This is a genomic window from Pseudomonas sp. NPDC096925 (genome assembly GCF_044762545.1).
In the GTDB taxonomy this organism is placed as follows: domain Bacteria; phylum Pseudomonadota; class Gammaproteobacteria; order Pseudomonadales; family Pseudomonadaceae; genus Aquipseudomonas.
Genome location: NZ_JBIWEM010000003.1, coordinates 259,717 through 280,256, shown reverse-complemented (window position 1 = coordinate 280,256; position 20,540 = coordinate 259,717). Strand labels below are relative to the sequence as shown.

At 64.4% G+C, this 20,540-nt stretch carries 21 protein-coding genes and 1 pseudogene; 13 read left to right on the top strand and 9 right to left on the bottom strand.

What is annotated here, in order from left to right:
• The first annotated feature begins 5 nt into the window (after positions 1–5).
• The 7 genes from ACIQYU_RS11780 to ACIQYU_RS11750 all read left to right on the top strand — a co-directional run bounded on the left by ACIQYU_RS11780 (position 6) and on the right by ACIQYU_RS11750 (position 7,121).
• Positions 6–1,340, top strand: a complete 1,335-nt coding sequence (locus ACIQYU_RS11780; RefSeq protein ID WP_402799946.1) for an iron-containing redox enzyme family protein — start codon at positions 6–8, stop codon at positions 1,338–1,340.
• A complete protein-coding gene (locus ACIQYU_RS11775) occupies positions 1,340–2,293 on the top strand; it encodes a class I SAM-dependent methyltransferase (protein WP_233694579.1) in 954 nt (317 codons plus the stop codon). The genes ACIQYU_RS11780 and ACIQYU_RS11775 overlap by 1 nt, the downstream gene beginning before the upstream one ends.
• 6 nt (positions 2,294–2,299) lie before the next feature.
• A complete protein-coding gene (locus ACIQYU_RS11770; RefSeq protein WP_402799943.1) occupies positions 2,300–3,406 on the top strand; it encodes a carboxylate-amine ligase in 1,107 nt (368 codons plus the stop codon).
• Positions 3,407–3,462: 56 nt separating this feature from the next.
• The gene (locus tag ACIQYU_RS11765; protein ID WP_207831963.1) at positions 3,463–4,050 is read left to right on the top strand and encodes a nucleosidase; all 588 of its coding nucleotides are present in this window, start codon (positions 3,463–3,465) and stop codon (positions 4,048–4,050) included.
• Between the two features lie 363 nt (positions 4,051–4,413).
• Positions 4,414–4,887 carry a hypothetical protein gene (locus ACIQYU_RS11760; RefSeq protein WP_402799939.1) on the top strand — a complete coding sequence of 158 codons (474 nt, stop codon included), beginning with the start codon at positions 4,414–4,416 and terminating at the stop codon, positions 4,885–4,887.
• 432 nt (positions 4,888–5,319) lie between these two features.
• Positions 5,320–6,225: an SDR family oxidoreductase gene (locus tag ACIQYU_RS11755; RefSeq protein ID WP_402799936.1), complete on the top strand. Its 906-nt coding sequence runs from the start codon at positions 5,320–5,322 to the stop codon at positions 6,223–6,225.
• A gap of 74 nt (positions 6,226–6,299) precedes the next feature.
• Positions 6,300–7,121: a Ku protein gene (locus ACIQYU_RS11750; RefSeq protein ID WP_207831967.1), complete on the top strand. Its 822-nt coding sequence runs from the start codon at positions 6,300–6,302 to the stop codon at positions 7,119–7,121.
• Between the two features lie 81 nt (positions 7,122–7,202).
• On the opposite strand, the gene ACIQYU_RS11745 is transcribed toward ACIQYU_RS11750, so the two are convergent.
• A complete protein-coding gene (locus ACIQYU_RS11745) occupies positions 7,203–7,409 on the bottom strand; it encodes a hypothetical protein (RefSeq protein ID WP_402800383.1) in 207 nt (68 codons plus the stop codon).
• Between the two features lie 7 nt (positions 7,410–7,416).
• On the bottom strand, positions 7,417–9,909 hold the full coding sequence (ligD, locus tag ACIQYU_RS11740; protein ID WP_402799933.1) for a DNA ligase D: 2,493 nt from the start codon (positions 9,907–9,909) through the stop codon (positions 7,417–7,419).
• Between the two features lie 126 nt (positions 9,910–10,035).
• Here ligD and ACIQYU_RS11735 point away from each other — a divergent pair, with 126 nt between their 5' ends.
• Positions 10,036–10,500 carry a phosphotransferase system, HPr-related protein gene (locus tag ACIQYU_RS11735; RefSeq protein WP_207831971.1) on the top strand — a complete coding sequence of 155 codons (465 nt, stop codon included), beginning with the start codon at positions 10,036–10,038 and terminating at the stop codon, positions 10,498–10,500.
• Positions 10,497–10,721, top strand: a complete 225-nt coding sequence (locus tag ACIQYU_RS11730; RefSeq protein WP_207831973.1) for a metallothionein — start codon at positions 10,497–10,499, stop codon at positions 10,719–10,721. Before ACIQYU_RS11735 ends, ACIQYU_RS11730 begins: the two co-directional genes overlap by 4 nt.
• Positions 10,722–10,836: 115 nt before the next feature.
• Here ACIQYU_RS11730 and ACIQYU_RS11725 read toward each other — a convergent pair whose 3' ends face one another.
• From ACIQYU_RS11725 to ACIQYU_RS11705, 5 genes are read right to left on the bottom strand one after another with little or no spacing between them, the layout of a single operon-like run.
• Entirely contained in the window at positions 10,837–11,253 is a 417-nt protein-coding gene (locus ACIQYU_RS11725; RefSeq protein ID WP_063914631.1) for a hypothetical protein, read from the bottom strand.
• 34 nt (positions 11,254–11,287) lie between these two features.
• Positions 11,288–12,235, bottom strand: coding sequence for a YbhN family protein (locus ACIQYU_RS11720; RefSeq protein ID WP_402799930.1), 948 nt, complete (start codon positions 12,233–12,235; stop codon positions 11,288–11,290).
• A complete protein-coding gene (clsB, locus tag ACIQYU_RS11715) occupies positions 12,235–13,437 on the bottom strand; it encodes a cardiolipin synthase ClsB (RefSeq protein ID WP_207831977.1) in 1,203 nt (400 codons plus the stop codon). Before clsB ends, ACIQYU_RS11720 begins: the two co-directional genes overlap by 1 nt.
• Entirely contained in the window at positions 13,434–14,219 is a 786-nt protein-coding gene (locus tag ACIQYU_RS11710) for an endonuclease/exonuclease/phosphatase family protein (protein WP_207831979.1), read from the bottom strand. The genes clsB and ACIQYU_RS11710 overlap by 4 nt, the downstream gene beginning before the upstream one ends.
• Positions 14,216–15,268, bottom strand: coding sequence for a DUF72 domain-containing protein (locus ACIQYU_RS11705; protein ID WP_207831981.1), 1,053 nt, complete (start codon positions 15,266–15,268; stop codon positions 14,216–14,218). Before ACIQYU_RS11705 ends, ACIQYU_RS11710 begins: the two co-directional genes overlap by 4 nt.
• A gap of 31 nt (positions 15,269–15,299) precedes the next feature.
• Between ACIQYU_RS11705 and ACIQYU_RS11700 the strand changes: the two genes are divergently transcribed.
• From ACIQYU_RS11700 to ACIQYU_RS11685, 4 genes and pseudogenes are all read left to right on the top strand, one after another.
• Positions 15,300–15,674: a low affinity iron permease family protein gene (locus ACIQYU_RS11700; protein WP_207831983.1), complete on the top strand. Its 375-nt coding sequence runs from the start codon at positions 15,300–15,302 to the stop codon at positions 15,672–15,674.
• 21 nt (positions 15,675–15,695) lie between these two features.
• Positions 15,696–16,247, top strand: a complete 552-nt coding sequence (locus tag ACIQYU_RS11695) for an ATP-dependent Clp protease proteolytic subunit (protein ID WP_233687805.1) — start codon at positions 15,696–15,698, stop codon at positions 16,245–16,247.
• Positions 16,248–16,498: 251 nt separating this feature from the next.
• Positions 16,499–16,651, top strand: a pseudogene (locus tag ACIQYU_RS11690) (general stress protein); the annotation flags it as partial.
• Positions 16,652–16,720: 69 nt separating this feature from the next.
• On the top strand, positions 16,721–16,990 hold the full coding sequence (locus ACIQYU_RS11685) for a DUF6555 family protein (RefSeq protein WP_207831988.1): 270 nt from the start codon (positions 16,721–16,723) through the stop codon (positions 16,988–16,990).
• A gap of 200 nt (positions 16,991–17,190) precedes the next feature.
• Here the strand turns inward: ACIQYU_RS11685 and paaZ are convergent, their stop codons facing one another.
• Both paaZ and ACIQYU_RS11675 read right to left on the bottom strand, forming a co-directional pair.
• On the bottom strand, positions 17,191–19,242 hold the full coding sequence (gene paaZ, locus ACIQYU_RS11680) for a phenylacetic acid degradation bifunctional protein PaaZ (protein WP_402799923.1): 2,052 nt from the start codon (positions 19,240–19,242) through the stop codon (positions 17,191–17,193).
• Between the two features lie 27 nt (positions 19,243–19,269).
• The gene (locus tag ACIQYU_RS11675; RefSeq protein ID WP_087502177.1) at positions 19,270–20,502 is read right to left on the bottom strand and encodes an OprD family porin; all 1,233 of its coding nucleotides are present in this window, start codon (positions 20,500–20,502) and stop codon (positions 19,270–19,272) included.
• Positions 20,503–20,540 lie beyond the last annotated feature (38 nt).

Sequence of the window (20,540 nt, the reverse complement as noted above, 5' to 3'; positions counted from 1 at the left end):
ACCGCATGACGGCAATGACCCGCAAGACCGACGCGGTGGTACCGGCTTCGGCAAATGGGCCAAGCCTGACCGAGCGTTACAAGACGTTGCTCGAAGGCCCCGACACCACGAGCGCCGCGTGGCTCAGCGAACAGTTGGCACGTGCGCAACATTTGCCGGATGACCTGCCTGCCGATCCTGCTCAACTGGACGCCTGGAGCGCTCGCCATGCCAGCCAGGTGGCTGAAGCCTATGCGTGTTACCTTGAGCAACGCCGCCAAGGTGCACCAAGGCGCTATTTTGCCAACCGCGCCCAGGCGCTGTGGTTCCTGCAACAGGTGGCGCCCACCAAGGCAGTGGACGGGGCATGGCTGCACAGCACCTTGCGACATTGGGGCGATCCCCGCTATCACGGGCTTATCCGCACCTACATGGAAGAGCTGGGCGGCGGCGATCCGCGTTGCAACCACGTGCTGATCTACCAACGGCTGTTGAGCCGGCTGGGTTGCCTGGTGCTGCCTGAGCTGGACGACCAGCGTTACCTGCAAGGCGCCTTGCAGCTGGTACTGGGGCGCTACGGCGATGATTTTCTTGCCGAGGTGATCGGCTACAACCTGGGCTACGAACAACCGCCGCTGCATCTGTTGATCACCACCTACGAACTGGCGGAGCTGGGCATCGATGGTCATTACTTTCAGCTTCACGTGACCATCGACAACGCGGCCAGCGGGCATGCGCATCTGTCCATCCAGGCGCTACGCCAACTCTGCCCGGTCGACGACGCTGGCCAGTTCTACCAGCGGGTGCGCAGTGGCTACCGCTTGAATGGCCTGGGGCTTGATACACCCAGCCTGATCAGCAGCTTCGATCTTGAAACCGAACTGCTGTCGGCACTGGAGCATAAGCGCTCCTTTGGCCAATTCATGCACGCCGACCATTGCCGCGTGCAAAAGCGCACCGTCAACCAATGGCTGGCCGAGCCCGGTGCCATGCCCGCGTTTTTGCTGGCCCTGCAGGCGCAGGGCTGGATCCGCCGCGGTGAGGAGCCTGCCAACAGCCGCTGGTGGGCGCTGATCGACGGCCCCTCGGCACCGATGTATGGCGTGTTCACCGCCTATGAAAAACAACTGTGGCACGACTGGATCGCGGCAGGCTGGCAAGCCCGGGGTCGCCGCGTGCTGCCTGGCAGCTGGGAGGTGCATGTGCAATTGGATGATGCGCTTACGATTCCTGCCCCGGACGCCGATATCGAGACCTTGATCGACACGCTGTCCGGTAACCGCCATGCGACACCGGAAGGACTGCTGGCCACCCGGCGCTACCTGCAGGCTACCGGCCTGATTCAGGAGGCAACCCGCTGATGCTGCTCGATCCACTACAGATCCAGGCTGACCAGGCAATGCTGCAATTGGGCAAGCGCCTGCGTGCCGACGGCTACCGCTTCACCAGTGTCACCCCGGCAACTCATGCTCGGGTGAATGCGCGCCCGGAAGCCGAGCAGGCCAGGACCGCACGCGACGTGTTCGGCTGGAACCGTCCGTTCCGTTCGTCATTGGTTTCTGCCGATGAGCTGGATCAGATGCGGCGTGCCCAGGTGCTGAAGGCGCACGGGGAGTTGCTACTCAGCACCGTGCGCTGGTCCACAATCGACGACCTGCTGCTGGTGCACTCCGCGTACCCCACCCAGGAAGCCGACGCGGTATTTTTCGGCCCGGACAGTTACCGTTTCGCCCAGGTCATCCATGATCATCTGCAACGCACTCCGAAGCGCGTCGAGCATGCCGTGGATATTGGTTGCGGCACTGGTGTCGGCGCCTTGCTGATTGCCCGGGCGGCGCCCCATGCCCAAGTCAGCGCCGTGGACATCAACCCGCTCGCGCTGCGTTACACCGCGATCAACGCGGCACTGGCGGGCCTGAGCAATGTGTCCGTGGAACCAAGTGATATCCTCGACGGCATTACCGGGCTGTTCGACCTTATCGTTGCCAACCCGCCGTACATGCTGGATGCCAGCGAACGTACCTATCGGCATGGCGGTGGTTCGCTCGGCGCGCAGCTGTCGCTGCGGATCGTCGAACAGGCCTGCGAGCGGCTGGGTTCAGGCGGCTCGCTACTGTTGTATACCGGCGTGGCGATCATCGACGGCCGGGACGCCTTGCTCGACGCGGTCCGCCTGCGCCTGGCGGGCCCGGCGTGGTCCTGGGTGTATCGGGAAATCGATCCGGATGTGTTTGGCGAACAACTGAGCGAACCCGGTTACGAGCAGGTCGAACGCATCGCCGCCGTGGTGCTTACAGTCACCCGCAACAGCTGAGGCAGCATGGCACGACCCTGCACGTTCGGCATCGAGGAAGAATACCTGCTGGTGAACCTGGACTCGGGGCGGGTGCCAGCCACGCCTTCGCCAGCCGTGGTCGGGCGTTGTCGCGAGGCGCTGGGCCAGCATTTTGCCCAGGAAATGTTCCGCAGCCAGATCGAAGTGGCCTCGCCGGTGTTTGCCAACCTGTTCGAGGCACGCGAGTTCTTCCAGCACAGCCGCCAGCGGCTGGGCACCGCGCTGGCCGAAGAGGGCATGGGCCTGTACGGCGCGGCAAGCCACCCCAATGCCGCCTGGCTGCGGCAGCAACCCGCCACCCCGGCGCACTACCGGCAACTGTTCGCGGACTACCGGCATGTGGCGCGGCGCAGCCTGCTCAACGGCCTGCACGTTCACGTGGGCGTTCCGCCAGGCTGCGACCGCATGCAACTGATCAACCGCGTACTGGGCTGGCTGCCCTTGTTGCTGGTACTGAGTACGTCATCCCCGCTGTGGGCAGGCCAGTGCACCGGCTACATGAGCTACCGGCGAGTGATTTGCGGGGAGTGGCCACACATGGGGCTGCCCGAGCCTTTGCCGGACTGGGCCGCCTACGAGCGCTACCGTGCCTTGCTGCAGCGCACCGGCTCGCTGGCCGCGGACGGCGACTTCTGGTGGGCGATCCGGCCTTCGCGACGCTTCCCGACGGTCGAACTGCGCATCTGCGATGGCTGCCCGCGGCTGGAGGACGCGCTGTGCATCGCTGCACTGTTTCGCCACCTGATCGAGCACAGCATCGTGTACCGGCATGACCCCGCGGCCTGCAACCGCGAGCAGCGCTGGATGACCCAGGAAAACTACTGGCGTGCCATGCGCCATGGGCGCCACGGTGAGTTCATCGGCCTGCACGGGCAACAGCCGGTTACGGCCGAAGGCTGGCTGGCCCAGTTGCAGGAGCATTTGCCGGTCGACACCGCAGACGCCGAACGCGCCTTCCACCATGCACACCACCTGCTGCGCGACGGCACCCATGCCGACCAGCAACTGCAGTGCCTGGCCCAGGCCCGCGCTGCTGGCCTGGGCAGGGCGCAGGCGTTACGGGCCGTGGTGGCCGCCGGGGCTTGCAATTAGCCGGGGTTGGCCGAAAATGGCCGCGCCTTTCGCAGCCACTCGGAACCACCTGCGCCATGATGCTGATCAAGCAATTCCCCGACATTTCCCTGGATGACACGCTGTTTGTCTTCGCCCTCGAAGCCGAGGCCGGCGAGGTATTCGCTGACGTCAACACCGTGTTCACCGGCATCGGCAAGGTCAATGCCGCCATCGCGCTGACCAAGGCCATTGCCACGCGCCGGCCCAGGCTGATCGTCAACCTCGGCTCGGCCGGCAGCCAGCGCCATGGCAAGGGCGAGGTGGTGTGCTGCACCCGCTTCGTGCAGCGCGACATGGACGTGACCCCGCTGGGCTTCGACCGCTACCAGACGCCTTTGTCGGACATCCCGGTGGTGTTGGAGCATGGTGCGCAGATCCCCGGCCTGGCCCTGGAAACCTGCGGCAGTGGCGACAGCTTCGAGATCAACCATGGCAATGCACCTTATGACGTGGTCGACATGGAAGCCTACGTGCTGGCGCTGATCGCACGCGGCGAAGGCATCCCGTTCGTGTGCCTGAAGTACATTTCCGATGATGCCGGCAGTGACGCGGCGCAGGACTGGGCGGTGCAGGTGCACCTGGCGGCCGAGGCTTTCCGGCGGGTGCTGTTCAGCCAGTCGTGACTGCTGGCAAGTCTGAAACGTGCCTTGGCCTGACATTCGGTATCTGGAACTCAGGCATACAGTACTAGTCTTAATATGTGGGAATATTTCCCACGCAAAGAGGCTGACTGGCTCTGAGGGATCGTGCGAAAACCGCAGTTGCTCGCTGACACTGCAGATCTATGGCCGCGCCGGTTGGCTGGCCGCTCCATGGGCGGTTGCGAACTCATTGGTCATTGCGTTTGTTACGGAGATGACGACGCAACGCCAAGCGGAGGTGCATCATGTTGCTCAAGAAATGTTTGTTGGCATTGGCAATTGGTGGCGTCCTGTCTGCATCGACCGTTCTGGTGCCCGACTACATCGGTAGTTTCTCCAGCGTGTATGCCAAAGACGGTGGCAGCGGCGGCGGTGGTGGTCACGGCGGTGGCGGTGGTTCTGGAGGCGGTGGCGGCCACGGTAATGGCGGCGGTGGCTCTGGAGGCGGTGGCGGTCACGGTGGTGGCAGCGGTGGCTCTGGAGGCGGCGGTCACGGTGGTGGTAGCGGAGGCAGTGGTCACGGTGGTGATGGCGGTGGCGGTCATGGCGGTCATGGCGGTCATGGCGGCCCGGGGGCCGGCGATGGTGACCATGGTGGCATGGCCGGCAAAGGCCCAGGCGATGCGCATGACAACGACAACGATGCGGCGGATGCCGCCAGGGACGCAGCCCGAGACGATGCTGATGCGGCCAGAGACGCTGCAAGGGCTGAGGCCGATGCCGCCCGGGATGCGGCAAAAGCTACTGCAGATGCAGCCAGAGACGCTGCCAGAGCCGAGGCGGATGCCGCCCGCGACGCCGCAAAAGCTGCTGGTGTAGCCGGCGCAGATGACGCCAGAGAAGCTGCCAGGGACGCGGCAGATGCTGCCCGCGACGCAGCCAGAGACCAAGCTGATGCAGCCAGAGATGCTGCCAGGGCTACGGCAGATGCCGCCAGGGACGAAGCCAAAGTCGCTGCCAATGCAGCCAGAGACGCTGCAAGGGCTGATGTGGACGACGCGCCAGACGCGCCAGATGCACCGGATGTGGACGCAGTTGAGGTACGGAACTAGTCGCTTTGAGTGACGTATCGACCGCTGGTCGGTGTATGGGCCAGTTGGAAAAAACCATCGATGGCGGTTTACCTCGAAATCGGTAGAGCGGCCTTCGCGGGCTTGCCCGCTCCCACAGGACTACCACCAGCTTCAATACCTGTAGGAGCGGGCAAGCCCGCGATTGGGCCAATACCGGTTTCACCAGAGGAGTGGCCCCATGTCCAGCAAACCCCACGACCAGTTCAGCATGCAGAACCCGCTGACCCAGTACCCGCACCCGCCATTCCCTGCCCAAGGCCAGCCGGCACCGGGGCTGGACGCCAACATGCAGCCCGAGCCAGACCACGGCGAAACCACCTACAAGGGCTTTGGCCGCCTGGCAGGGCGCAAGGCGCTGATCACCGGTGCGGACTCGGGCATCGGCCGGGCCGTGGCCATCGCCTTCGCCCGCGAGGGTGCCGACATAGCCCTCAACTATCTGCCCATCGAACAACCTGACGCGCGCAAAGTCATCAAACTGATCGAAGCCGAAGGCCGCAAGGTGGTGGCCATTGCCGGTGACCTGAAGGAGGAGCAGTTCTGCAAGGAACTGGTCGACCAGGCCCACGAGCAACTCGGCGGCCTGGACATCCTGGTCAACGTCGCCGGCAAGCAGGAAGCGCGCAAGGACATCAGCCAGATCAGTCACGAACAGTTCGACCACACTCTGAAGACCAATGTCTACGCGCTGTTCTGGTTGTGCCAGGCGGCCGTGCCGCTGATGCCGGCGGGGGCGACCATCATCAACACCGCTTCGATCCAGTCTTACCAGCCTTCAGCCACCTTGCTCGACTATGCCACCACCAAGGCGGCGATCGTCGCCTTCACCAAGGCCCTGGCCAAACAGGTGATCGAGCGCGGTATCCGGGTCAACGCCGTGGCCCCGGGGCCTATCTGGACAGTGCTGCAACCCAGTGGTGGCCAACCACCGGAGAAAATCCCCGACTTTGGTGCGCACACGCCCATGAAGCGCCCAGGGCAGCCCGCCGAATGTGCGCCGGTGTATGTGTTGCTGGCCAGCCAGGAGTCCAGCTATATCACCGGCGAGGTATACGGTGTGACGGGTGGCAACCCGCTGCCATAGGGCAGGGCAGCTAAACCTTCGCCGCCCGTTGCAGTCGATTCAGGTATTGGCAGGCAACCTTGGGAGCACCGCTAATGGCTCGGGCAATCTGGAAAGGCGCCATCAGTTTCGGCCTCGTGCACATCCCCGTGGCCCTCAATACCGCAGTGCGCACCGAGCGGGTCGATTTCGACTGGCTCGACAAGCGCAGCATGGAACCGGTGGGCTACAAGCGGGTGAACAAGGTCACCGGCAAGGAGATCGACAAGGACAACATCGTCAAGGGCGTTGAGTTCGAGAAGGGCCGCTACGTGGTGATCAGCGAGGAGGAAATCCGCAAGGCCCGGCCCGAGGCGACCCAGACGATCGATATCTTTTCCTTCGTCGAGGCCGGCGAGATCCCGCTGCAGTACTTTGATACGCCGTACTACCTTACCCCGGACCGTCGTGGCGGCAAGGTGTATGCCTTGCTGCGCGAAACCCTGGCCAAGACCGGCAAGGTGGCGCTGGCCACGGTGGTGCTGCACACCCGCCAGCACCTGGCGCTGCTGCGACCGCTGGATGACGCACTGGTGATGATTACCCTGCGCTGGCCGGAGGAAGTGCGCGGGCTGGAAACGCTGGAGCTGGACAGCAGTGTGACCGAGGCCAAGGTAGACAAGCGCGAACTGGACATGGCCAAGCGACTGGTGGAAGACATGAGCGGGCCGTGGAAACCGGCGGATTACCAGGATGTGTTCCGCCAGACCATCCTGGACCTGGTGGAGGAGAAGGCCAGCAAGGGCAAGATCGAGACGGTGGAGAAGGGCGAGGCGACGGAAGCGGGCAAAGGTGCAGATATCCTCGACCTCACCGAACTGCTCAAGCGCAGCCTGGGTGGCAAAAAGCCGGCGAAGAAGACACGCAAAGCGTCGTGAACCCTGGCGCTTGACGCAAGCCAGCAACGCAGGGCGCTGCACAGGACTTGTTGCGCTGGCAGGGACCTTGTGGGAGCGGGTTTACCCGCGAACACCGGCGAAGCCGGTGCCATGCACCGCGCTGGATGTTTCGCGGGTGAACCCGCTCCCACAGGGTGCGCAGGCCCGCCAGATATCGGCCAGGGCTTCGGCGGCGCCGTACCAGCAGGTCGCAATGCCAGCGCCGCCATGCCAGAACCATGGGCCTGGCTCCTTGTTCAGGCACTGCGGGCGCAGCGTTTCAGGCAAGCCCTCATCAGGCCAGCCCCAGCTGCTTGCGCATGCCCACGGTGATCGATTGCCTTGTCTTGCCATAATCGGCCCAGGGGTCGTCCACATCGTCCAGACGCTCAAGCACATTGTCGATGTTCCACTGGTTGGCGCCCTTGAGTTGCGGCAGTTCCTCGCGCCAGATCGGCACGGATACCGGCAGGCCTTCACGCGCGCGCAGGGTGTAGGCGCAGGCGGTGGTCGCGCCCTTGCCGTTGCGCAGGTAGTCGATGAAGATGCGCCCGACGCGGTTCTTGGGCCCGGAAACGGCACTCAGCCTGTCGGGGAAGAGCCTGGCCAGGTAATCGACGATGGCATGGCTGAACGCCTTGACTTCATCCCAGCTGGCCCGCCGGGTCAGGGGCACGACCAGGTGCATGCCTTTGCCGCCACTGGTCTTGAGGAACACCTTCAAGCCCAGTTCATCCAGCAACGTCAGGGCCAGTTGGGTGGCTTCGAGCATGGCCTTCCACGGCAGTGCCGGGTCCGGATCGAGGTCGAGGACGAAGCGGTCGGGCTTGTCGAAATCCTTGTCGGTGGCGTTCCAGGTGTGCAGCTCGAGCATGTTCATCTGCACCGCTCCCAGCAGGGTATCGGCGCGGTTGATGACCATCGCTGCCTGGCCGGCCTCGGCCTTGTCGTAGCTGAGCACGTGGGGTATATGCAGCTGGCCTGCGTTCTTCTGGAAGAACAGCTCGCCGGTCAGGCCGTCCGGCGCGCGCACCAGTGCCACCGGGCGATCCTTGAGCTGGGGCAGGATCCACTGGCTGACGGCGGCGTAGTACTCGGCGACCTCGCGCTTGGTCACGCCGCGGGTGGCGTCGATTATCCGCTCGGGGTGGGTCAGGCGCAGCTCGCCCAAGGCCTCTGGGGCCTTGGCCTGCTTGCGCTTGGGCAGGGTCTTGGCGGGCATGCTGCGCTCCAGGTCGATGGCGGTAGCCGGTTTGTCATCACGCAGGCCGTGGAACACCGAATGGCGCACGAAGCCGTCACGGGTCATCTGGGCATAGGCGACTTCGGCCAGCAGCTGCGGTTTCAGCCAGTGCACGCCGCGGGCTTCGGCTCCCGCGGGCGGCTTGGGCAGAGCCGGCGTGTCGATTTCCAACGGTTCCAGCCGGGCATGGATGCTTGCCAGGGTGGTGGCACTGAAGCCGGTACCGACCTTGCCGGCATAGCGCAACTCGCCGCTGTCGTTGTCGTGCAAGGCCAGCAGCAGTGCGCCGAAACCGCTGCGGCTGCCTTTCGGGTCGGTGTAGCCGACGATCACGAACTCCTGGCGCTGCTTGCACTTGAGCTTGATCCAGTCGGGGCTGCGACGGCCGCTGTAGGGGCTGTCGACGCGCTTGCCGATCAGGCCTTCGAGTTGCAGCTGGCAGGCGCTGTCGAGCAGGGATTCGACGGGCTGGTCAAAGTCGGCGGAGTACCGGAGTACGTCCGATTCATTGTGTTCCAGCAAGTGCTGCAAGGTGCTGCGCCGGTCCTGCAGCGGTAACTGGCGCAGGTCCTGGCCGCCGAGGAAGGGCAGGTCGAACAGGTAATAGGTGATGTGCTCGTCATGTTCGGTGTCGAAGGCGTTCTGCAGCGCCTGGAAGTCCGCCGCGCCGTTCTCGCCGGCCACCACCACCTCGCCATCGAGCCAGGCCGCGTCGATGCCCAGCGCACGCAAGGCGGCAGCCTGCCTGGGCAGCTTGCTGCTCCAGTCGTGGCCATTGCGGGTGAACAGGCGGACGTCATCGCCGTCGATGCGGGCAAGGATGCGATAACCGTCGAACTTGACTTCGTAGCGCCAGTCGCCGCCGGGCGGGGAGTCGACCAAGGTCGCCAATTGTGGCTGCAGTTGCGTCGGCAACGGCACCTTCCGGCCTTTGCTGGCCGGTTTGCGACGTGGTGCAGCGGCTTTTTTTGCTGCTGGCTTGCGCGGCACCAGCGTGCGGTCGCTGAGGACGCTGTCGGGCTGGGCGTCGACGATGCTGTAGTCGGCTTCGCTACGCGCCTGGCTGTCTTGCGACTTGACCAGCATCCACTGTTCCTTCTTGCCGGCCAGGTGGGTGCGAAACAGATTCCACACGCCGCCAAGCTTTTCGCCTTGCAGGCGGAAGCGCAACTTGCCCTTGGCATAGGCTTCGTGCGCATCGCCTTCGGGCTCCCAGATGCCCCGGTCCCAGACGATCACGTCGCCCGCGCCGTAATGGCCCTCGGGGATATGGCCTTCGAAATCGGCGTAGTCCAGCGGGTGGTCCTCTACGTGCACGGCCAGGCGGCGCACCTTCGGGTCCAGCGAGGGCCCTTTGGGGATTGCCCAGCTTTTCAGCGTGCCATCGAGCTCCAGGCGGAAGTCGTAGTGCAGGTGACTGGCGTCATGCTTCTGGATGCAGAACTGCAGCGCATGGGCCCGCTTGCCATGGCTGCGCTTGCCGCTGGGCTCGGGCGTGGCGTTGAAGTCGCGCTTGCGCGCGTATTCCTCTAGGGGCTTGGCCATGACGGCTCCGGGCGGTTCTGAGTCTCTATGGTGGGAGCCAGCGGCCCGGGCGGTAGTTCAAAAAACTCTGAATCTTCAACGATCAGGTGCAGTCGACCGAATGAAGCCACTTGACGGAGAACACACATGGCCCGAGCAGATGAACCGAAGCCGTATACCCCGATCGAAATCGACGACACCGAAGACCGCATGGGCAGCGTGCATGAACTGGACTTCGACGAGCGCCTGGATGAGCGCGAGGGGCGTGTGGGCGACGAGCGCCCGGCCGCGGACGTGGCCCGCGAGTTCCCGCCCCGGCGCGTGGCCGAAAGCGGCATGACCGGCGGCGAAGCGCTGAGCGACAGTTTGCACGAAGACAACGTTACCTACGACGACCTGAGCCCGGACACCCTGCTGGATGAGACCGGCGCCCGCGACCCGCATGAGCCTGGCAGCACCGGCGGACCGGCAGACAAGACCCTGCGCCGGGTGGAGGCCCATGAAATCGGCGGCGGCATAGGCCTGGACGAAGCCGAACTGGCCCGCTCCGCACCGCTGGATGGCGAACCGTGGACTGATGATGTAATCGATGACGAGGAGAGCAAGCCATGAACGAACTGCGTTGTGCCTGTGCGCATTGTTCCTGCACCGTGGATGCCAACGCCTTGCAGCTCGAAGGCAAGGTGTATTGCTGCGAGGCCTGTGCCAGCGGGCATCGCAATGGCGAGCCGTGCCGGATGCCGGATTGCCACTGTGGCGAAAAGACCGGGGAGAGCGCGGTGGACAATGCGCTGGACGAGACTTTCCCGGCGAGTGACCCGATTTCACCCTGAAACAACGCCGTCCCATAGCTTCTGCATAGGTTTATGGGGCGGTGATGGTCCTGTGGGAGCGGCCTTGCGTCGCGAAAGGCCGCTCCCTCACAAAGCAGCGCGCAGGCCTGCAGAATCAGTGAGTCTGCCAGATGCCGTTGCTACGCTCGCAATCGGTGCGGGCCTGGCCCAGGCTTGGGGTGTCGTAGTAATAGGTGATTACCCGCGCATCCTTGGGCAACGCCGGCTTGTCACCGCCAGCTGCCTTGGGGTTGGCCAATGCCTCCCGGGTCAACGGTGCGATGCAACTGCCAACGCTGCCGTCCGCGCAACGGGGGACCTTGTGCTTTTCGCTGTTGAGCATGTCCTTGCTCTCGTTGCTGCACGACCAGTTGATCGCTTCGGCGGGCAGGTTGCTGTAGCTGTAACAGCTGTGTCGCTCCACCGGCTTGACCGCCTCGCTGGAGGACCGCGTCAGCACGTTGCAGGCTTCGGCCAGGGCCTGGCCACTGACCAGGCTGGCCCCCATCAATATCAGGACAGCGACACGCATTTGCCACCTCCGGGGCCACAGGCCCTTGTCAGGTTCAGGCGGGCTTGTCGCGCCGGCGCATGGCTTTGGCGCGTTTCTCCAGGACCAGGTAGACAAGCACCGCCAGCAACAGCGGCACCAGGTAGTACAGCGTACGGTAGCCCAGCAGGGCCGCCACCAGCGAACCCTGGGCCAGCTGCCCGTGCAGCAGGGCCAGGAATACCGTTTCCAGCACACTCAGCCCGGCCGGGATATGCGCGACCACACCTGCCACGCAGCTGATCAGCAGGATGCCAAGTATCGACGGGTAGAAGGCTTCGCCAGGCAGCAGCCAGAAGATCAGCAGTGCCATCAGCGCCCAGTTGCTGGCACCCAGCACGACCTGGCACAGCGCCAGGCGCAGCGACGGTAGCGTTACCTCATGGTCGCGCCAGCGCCAGGTGCGCTTTTTGGCGAAACCACAGGCCAGCAGGTAGCCTGCGGAAATCGCCAGCAATACCAGGCCGATCAGTTGCAGGCCGGTGGCGCCCACCGCCCAGTTGGCGGGTAGCTCGACCAGGCGCAAGGCGAACACCGTGCCAGCCAGCAGCATGTAGCCCATCCAGTTGGTCAGCAGGCCCAGGGTGAGGATGCGGGTGATGGTCGGTGTGTCCAGGCCCAGGCGGCTGTATAGCCGGTAGCGCAAGGCAACGCCACCCACCCAGGTGGTGAAATTGAGGTTGAAGGCGTAGCACACGAAGGCCACCGGCAAAACCTGGCGAGCCGGCAGGTGGTGGCCGGTGTAGGCCCGCGCCAGCAGATCGTAACTCGCGAACGTCAGGTAGCTGCACCCGGCCAGCGCCAGGCCGATGGCCAGGTTGCCAGGCTTGTAGGCCAGCAACGACTGGCGCACCTCGTTCCAGTCCAGGTTGCGCGCCAGCAGGTACAGCAGCGCAGGGATCAGGATCAGGAATGCCAGGGTGAACAGCCGTTTGCCCCAGGTTTGCCAGTGTTTTCGCGCCATCAGGTCTTGCCCTCGTGATAGTCACCCTGTACCTCGGCCTCCGGCTGCACCGAGCGCAAGCGCTGGCGGTGCGCCGGGAACCAGCCGGCAATCCGCGGGAAATGGCGGATCACGTGGAAACACACGAAGATCAGCGGCGCCCGCCACCAGTAGCCACGGACCATGCGCTCCAGGGTGACCGGCTTGCATTGATCGCGGGCCAGCGCCTGCAGGTGCTGGTTGAGTTGATGGTTGAAGGCACGATCACGGATGAACAGGTTGGCTTCCAGATTGAACGACAGGCTCAACGGGTCCAGGTTGCTGGAGCCGACGGTGGCCCACTGGTCGTCCACCAGCGCCACCTTGCCGTGCAAGGGCCGCTGGCAGTACTCGTGAATGGCCACACCGTCGCGCAGCAGGTAGTTGTACAGCAGCCGCGACAGCGCCCGTACCCAGCGCATGTCCGGCTGACCCTGCAGGATCAGTTGCACCTCCACGCCACGCCGGGACGCATTGCGCAGTTCGCGCATCAGCCGGTAGCCCGGGAAGAAATAGGCGTTGGCCACCACGATGCGCTGCCGGGCACTGCGGAACGCCTGCAGGTAGTGGGCTTCTATATCGGTACTGCGCAGCCCGTTGTCGCGCTCGATGAGCACGGCGCTGCTGGCACCGGCAGGCTCGGTCAGCGGCCGCACCGCGCTGGGCGGCTGCAGCACCGGCGACATCAGGCGCTTGCTGGCGGCATGCACTTGCGCCACCACCGGGCCGGTGACTTCGACGGCATAGTCCTGCTTGGCCATGGCACCAAAGTCGCCCAGGTGGTCGGCGCTGTAGTTGATGCCGCCGATGAATGCCCGCTCACCGTCGACCACCACGATCTTGCGGTGCAGGCGCCGGAACAGGTTGGTGCGCATGCCCACCAGCCGCGGCTGCGGGTCGAAGGCGTGGAAACTGACCCCGGCATCGGTCATGGCGGCAATGAACGGCGCAGGCAGGTCGGCCGTACCGTAGCCATCCACGGCCACTTCGACACGCACGCCGCGCCGGGCGGCATCGATCAGTACCTGCTGCAACTGCTGGCCGACCTTGTCATCGAAGATGATGAAGGTCTCCAGCAGGATTTCCTCCCGAGCGTGGGCCATGGCCTCGAACACACGGGGGTAGTATTGCTCGCCATTGATCAGCAACTGCACGCTGTTGCCGTCTACCCAGGGTCGGTTCACAGGTTGATCTCCGCAGCCAAAGGGGCGTGGTCGGAGAGGTGCGACCACGGGTACTTCGACAGCACCCGGGCAGTGCCGGGCATGGCGTTGCGCAGGTAGATGCGGTCCAGGCGCAGCAGTGGCAGACGCGCCGGAAAGCTGCGAGCCGGGGTGCCGAAATGCTCGCCGAAGGCTTCTACCAGGTGTTCGCTCAGCACCGTATCGGCCTTCAGCCGCCAATCATTGAAATCGCCGGCAACGATCACCGGCGCCTTGGGCGGCAGGCTGTCGAGCAGGTCCAGCAGCAGCCTCACCTGGCGTTGCCGGTGCGCCTCGCGCAGGCCCAGGTGCACGCACACCGCATGCACCTGGTCATGGCCTGGCACCTCCAGTTGGCAATGCAGCAGGCCGCGCTGCTCGTTGCCCTGTACCGAAACGTCCAGGTTGTCGAAGCATCTGATGGGGAATTTCGACAGCAGGGCATTGCCGTGGTCACCGTGGGGGTACACGGCATTGCGGCCGTAAGCGTACTGTGGCCACATGCTGTCGGCCAGGAACTCGTACTGGGGCGTATCCGGCCAGGCCGGGTGGCGCAAGGCGTGTTGCTGGTGGCTACCGTGCACCTCCTGCAGGAACACCAGGTCGGCGCCGGTGGCGCGCACGGCTTCGCGCAACTCGGGCAGGATGAAGCGCCGATTGAAGAAGGTGAAGCCCTTGTGCACGTTCAGCGTCAGTACATTCAGCCGATGCACGGCGGTAACCTTGTCGAAGATGCAGTGCGGGGCAGGCAGGGTCCTGTTCACAGCGCCACCTCCGGCACCACGCCAGGCTCGGTCATCAGCTCATGGTCCAGCGACAGCTTCTGCAGCAGGCGCCGGGCGTCATAGGGTGCATGGACTTTCTGGTCGTTGTCGAAATAGCAGTAGACGTCACGGGTCGCGCGCCGTGGTGGCGGCCCCGGCACGACCAGCTGGGCATCGTCGGCCTGCCGCCCCTGGCTCCAGTGCTGGATGCGCTGCTTCCAGCGCCGCAGCGCCTGGGCGGTATAGCCACTGCTGTACAGCTCGACATCGCCATGCAGGCGCATGTACACGAAGTCGGCGGTGACATCTTCAACGTAAGGCCATTTCCCGGCGCTGTCGGCCACCACCAGCGCCACCCGGTGTTTGCGCAGCAGCTTGATGAAGGCTTCGCACAAAAAACTCTCATTACGAATTTCCACGGCGTGGCGTAGCCGTGCGTTGCCCTTGATATCGGTACTGCCGTTGTCCCTCAGGCGTTGCGCACACCCCAGCGCGCAGTCGCGGGCGGCCTTGCGGCTGTGTGGCAGCAGCTCGAGAAAACGGCTGAAGCGGGCCTCGTCGAACTTCATGTTCGGTGGAAACTGCCAGAGGAATGGCCCTAGCTTCTTGCCGAGCAGCAGCGGCCCGGAAGCGAAGAAATTGGCCATGGGTTCTTCGATATCCCTTAGCCGACGCACATGGGTGATGTAACGCGGGGCCTTGACCGCGAACACGAAGCCGGGCGGGGTGTCGTCACGCCAGCCCTGGTAGCGTTCGGGCGTTTGCAGGCTGTAGAACGAGCCGTTGATCTCGATGCTGTTGACCGCCCGCGAAGCGAACGCCAGTTCGTCGTCCTGGGGCAGGCCCTTCGGGTAGAAATCCTTGCGCCACGGACCGTAGCGCCAACCGGAGATGCCGATGCGGATATCGCTCACGCTGCCTTCCTCATTACCGGGTCCTTGTTCGGTCACTCTGAAGGTGCGACTGGTGAACAGCGGCCAGGGTTCAGCACGGTTGACCAACGGAAAAGGCCATACCGCGTTGAACTTTGCAGCGCGCGACGTTTCCACCGCATATCTGCTGCGGAGGAAGGGCGCCAGGATGAAATTCGACCGTTTTGCCCAGTGGCTGGCCAATTGGTCCGGCCGCCCGCTGACCTTCGGCATCGCCTGCCTGCTGATCCTGAGCTGGGCATTGACCGGGCCGTTGTTCGGCTTCAACGACACCTGGCAACTGGTGATCAACACCTCGACCACCATCATCACCTTCCTCATGGTGTTCCTCATCCAGAACACCCAGAACCGCGACAACGACGAACTGCACATCAAGATCGACGAACTGCTGCGCACCACGCAACGGGCGCACAAAGCGCTGCTGGACCTTGAAGACATGGACCCGGCCGAGTTGCATGCCTTGCGCAAGCAGTACCGGCAGATGGCCGGGCAGGGTGACGATGCGCAGAAGACCAAGGAATGACCTGCCACCCTGGAGGCAAGCATGGCCAGACATATCGTCCACTTCACCGGGCCGATCAATTCGTCCACCTGTGGCAACCTGATCAACACCTGTTCGCGGGCGTTGCAGCAGGGCGCCGAGGTCCTGCAGCTGAACATCGCCACCATGGGCGGCGAGTGCAGTTACGGGTTTACCTTGTACAACTTTCTGCGGGCATTACCGGTCGAGGTGCATACCCACAACCTGGGCACGGTGGAATCCATGGGCAACATCCTGTTCCTGGCCGGGGACCGGCGCACGGCGTGCAGTTGCAGCAAGTTCCTGTTCCATCCTTTCCACTGGACCTTGCACGGCTCGGTGGACCATTCACGCATGGCCGAATATGCGATGAGCCTGGACTATGACCTGCGGCTGTATGCACAGATCGTCGCCGAGCGGACCAAGGGCGCGGCCGAGGTACTGGATGTGCCGCGCTACCTGATGGCCTACCCGCGCATACTCGGGCCACGGGAAGCCCTGGAGAGCGGCATGATCCAGGCCATTGACGAGATGCCGATCGAGCTGGAGGCGTGTCATTGGAGTGTGCATGCCTAGCGGTTGCCTGTGCTGGCCTCTTCGCGCGCAAGCCCGCGAACGGTCGCCGTGGCACCAATATTGTGCCCGCATGTGTTTCGCGCCACACGTCGGCTGAGGGCAAAACCATTGAGCAGAGCCAGCGTTCGAGTGTTCGGAACCAAGGTAAGGCGCAGATCCATGCATCCCGCCAAACCATCGCAAGGAGAAACGACATGGCGCAGGACCAAGACCGCACCAGCCACCGTGGCGGCAACAAGGAAACCAACCCAGGCAACTTCGCCAACGACCGGGAACGGGCTTCCCGCGCCGGGCACAAGGGTGGTCAGGTTTCTGGCGGCAATTTTGCCAATGACCGCCAGCGGGCTTCGGACGCCGGCCGCAAGGGTGGGCAAAACAGCCACGGCAAAGGTCGCCATCAGTGATTTTTTGAATTTTCGGCGCATACCCCGATCAATCAGGGTGTCATCCATGGAGAAGAGGAGGCCCCTGCGATGCCTAGCCCACAGCTCTACATCATCGATTACCAGCTGCATGGCCAGCCGCGCAGTTTCATCATCCGCCTGGAGCAGCTGGACAATGTCGAGGCCTGGCATTGGGCAAGTTGCGATGCGGGCATCGGCATCATTCCCAGGTTCGGCCGGGAGAAGATAAGGAAAGTCAGCAGGCCAATGGCAGAGCGCTACGGGATTACCGCAGTGAGCTGGCGGGTGTCGGGGAGCAAGCCGAACCCGTCGGCGGGGGGGCCGGCGGCGACAATGTGATTCCCCGAGCTGCACGACCTTGCGCGGCCCCTGTTGGAGCGGCTTTAGCCGCGAACACCGGCGTAGCCGGTGCCATGCACCGCGTTGGATTCTTCGCGGCTAAAGCCGCTCCCACAGGAATGCTTGGTGCTCATTGAATGAGAGTGGCAACGGCCAGGTGAGGTCGGTTGAATGCCGACCGCCCCTGACCAACGGCCGCGTCAGGGCTTTTTCAGCACCAGGGTGAGGATGTCGTAGCTGGCGACCAGTTCACCCAACTGGTTGGTCACCTCCACATCCCACGCCACCACGCCCTGGGGCTGGCCCAGCGGGCTGGTCTTGCCCTGGTCGATCTTGCGCTTGCAGGTCAGGCGTGCCTGGATGGTGTCGCCGATGCCCACCGGGTTAATGAAGCGCAGGGTATCCAGGCCGTAGTTGGCCAGTACCGGGCCTCCACCTGGCGAGACGAACAGCCCGGCCGCTGCCGACAACACGAAGTAGCCGTGGGCGATGCGCTTGCCGAACTGCGATTGCTTGGCGGCGATCTCGTCGAAGTGCATGTAGAAATGGTCGCCCGACAGGCAGCCGAAGTTGACCAGGTCGGCTTCGGTCACGGTACGGCGGTGGGTGAGCAGCGACTCGCCGATGCGCAGTTGCTCGAAATAGCGGCGGAACGGGTGTACTTCGGTTTCGATCACTTCGCCACCGCGCACGTATTCGCCGGTTACCGCCGTGAGCATGCTCGGCGAACCCTGTACCGCAGCGCGTTGCAGGTAATGCTTGACCGCACGCAGGCCACCCAACTCTTCACCACCACCAGCGCGGCCCGGGCCGCCGTGCTTGAGTTGTGGCAATGGCGAGCCATGCCCCGTGGATTCCTTGGCCGCCTCGCTGTCGAGTACCAGCAGCCGGCCATGCCAGGCAGCGGCCACCGGGATGGCCTTGGCCGCTACGCTACGGTCGGCGGTGACCAGGGTCGCCACCAGGCTGCCTTTGCCACGCGCGGCCAGCGCCAGGGCTTCATCGAGGTCGTCATAGGCCATCAGCGTGCTGACCGGGCCGAACGCTTCGATATCATGGGCACCGCCTTCGGCATGCGGGTCACGGGCCTGCAGCAGGGTCGGGGCGAAGAACGCGCCCTCGGCCACACCCTCGCCACGCGGTGCGAAACCGTCGCTGGCGCCGAACAGTTGGTCGCAGCTCTGCAGCAGGCTGCGCACCCGCTCGGCCACATCGTGTTGCTGGTCGTGGGAAGCCAGGGCGCCCATGCGCACACCCTCCAGCGACGGGTCACCGACCACCACCTTGCTCAGCCGCTCGCGCAGGCGTGTGGCAACGGCGTCGATGTGCCTGGCCGGTACGATGGCGCGGCGGATGGCGGTGCATTTCTGCCCGGCCTTGGTGGTCATTTCGCGGACCACCTCCTTGATGTACAGGTCGAATTCTTCGCTGTCCGGGGTCACGTCCGGGCCGAGGATGGCGCAGTTCAGCGAATCGGCTTCGGCGGTGAACGGCACCGAGTTGCGGACCAGGTTCGGTGTGACACGCAACCTGGCGGCGGTGTCGGCTGAACCGGTGAAGGTCACCACGTCCTGGCCTTGCAGGCGGTCGAGCAGGTCGCCGGTGCTGCCGATCACCAGTTGCAGGCTGCCTTCGGGCAACAGGCCGGATGCGTTCATCAGCCGCACCACGGCCTCGGTCAGGTAGCTGGTCGAGGTCGCAGGCTTGACGATGCACGGCATGCCCGCCAGGAAGGTCGGGGCGAACTTCTCCAGCATGCCCCAGATGGGGAAGTTGAAGGCGTTGATGTGCACCGCCACGCCGGCGCGCGGCACCAGGATGTGGCTGCCGGCAAAATGGCCTTGCTTGCCCAGCGGGATCGCCGGGCCTTCGTGCACCAGGTTGCCCGACGGCAACTCACGGCTGCCAATACCTGCATAGGAGAACAGCGTGGCGTTGCCGCCTTCGATGTCGATCCAGCTGTCGGCACGGGTGGCGCCGCTGTGGTGGGACAGGGCGTAGAGCTGTTCCTTGCGCTCGGCCAGGTACAGGGCCAGCGCCTTCAGGCGGGCAGCGCGTTGCTGGAAGTCCATGGCCATCAGCGCGGCCAGGCCACGGCCGCGGGCAAAGTCCACGGCCTCGGCGAAATCCGGACGTTCTTCGTGGCTGTAGGCCAGGACGTGGCCGTCCAGGGCGCTGCGCAGGGCCTGGGCGCCTTGCTGGCCAAGCCAGCGGCCAGCGATGAAGCTTTGCAGGGTAGGGGCGGCAGACATGCTGTTCTCCAATGTAGAGGGGCGCTGTTACCACAGCGCCACGGTATAGCCGATGATCAGGCGGTTTTCGTCCACGGCGTTGGTCAGGCCATTGCCGGAACGGAAGGTGACGTTGCGCCAGCGCAGGCTGACGTCCTTGAACGGGCCGCTCTGGATGACATAGGTGATGTCGGTGTCGCGCTCGCGCTCACGGCCATTGCTGACGGTGGCGGTTTCGGCGTGGCGGCCATCGGTGTAGCGGGTCATGAAGCTCAGGCCGGGGATGCCCATGGCGACGAAGTCGTAGTCGTAGCGCACCTGCCAGGAGTCCAGCCCGGCGCGGGTAAAGGTGTTGTAGGTGACCAGGTTGACGGTGAACGGGTCGCCGCCGTTCACGAACGGGAAGGCACTGTCGCCGGACATCTGCTGCCAGGTGGCGGTGAACTTGTGGGCCCGTACGCCGAGGGTGAACATGGCGTTGAAGTTGCGGTTGTCGATGTTGCCAGCGCGTTCGGCACCGTCGTTGCGGCTGTCGAAGTAGCGCAGGTCGGTGCGCAGGCTCAGGCCTTCACCCAGCGGGCGGGTATCGATCAGGCCGACGAACTGCTGGCGGTAGATGTCCTCGAGCTTGGCGTAGTAGTAGCTGACGCTGGTTTGCGGGGTGAGGGCGTAGCTGCCGCCGCCGAAGTCCAGGTGGTCGCTGCTGGCGGCGCCATAGCCGATGTCGTCGCGGCCCGAGGAATCACGCAGGTTGGCCTTGGTCAGGCGGCCGGCGTTGAAGGTCAGGCCGGCCAGGTCCTGGCTGGTGAGCAGGCCGCCCTGGAAGGTGGAGGCGAGCAGGCGGGTGTCGTTGTACACCACCACCGGCAGGATCGGTTGCAAGGTGCCCAGGCGCAGGGTGCTCTTGGACACCCGCACCTTGCCGGTCAGGCCCAGTTCGCTGTAGTCATCGACCGGTTCATGGCTGTTCGGGCCGAAGGGCAGCAGGCCGGTATTGCGGCGGTCGCGGCTGGAGTCGAGCTTGATGCCCAGTTGGCCCATGGCGTCGACACCAAAACCGACCGGGCCTTCGGTGAAGCCCGACTCCAGCTTGGCGGTAAAGCCCTGGCCCCATTCCTCGGCCTTGGCCTGCGGTGCATTGCTCTGACGGAAGTCGCGATTGAGGTAGTGGTTGCGCAGCTCCAGCCGGGCGTGGCTGTCGCCGATGAAATCCGCCATGGCCGGCATCGGCAGGGCGAGGGTGGCCAGCCAGGCGGCCGAAATGAAGTGCGTGCGGTTCATTGTTGTTGTTTTACCCGACATGGTTGTTCTTCCCTGGT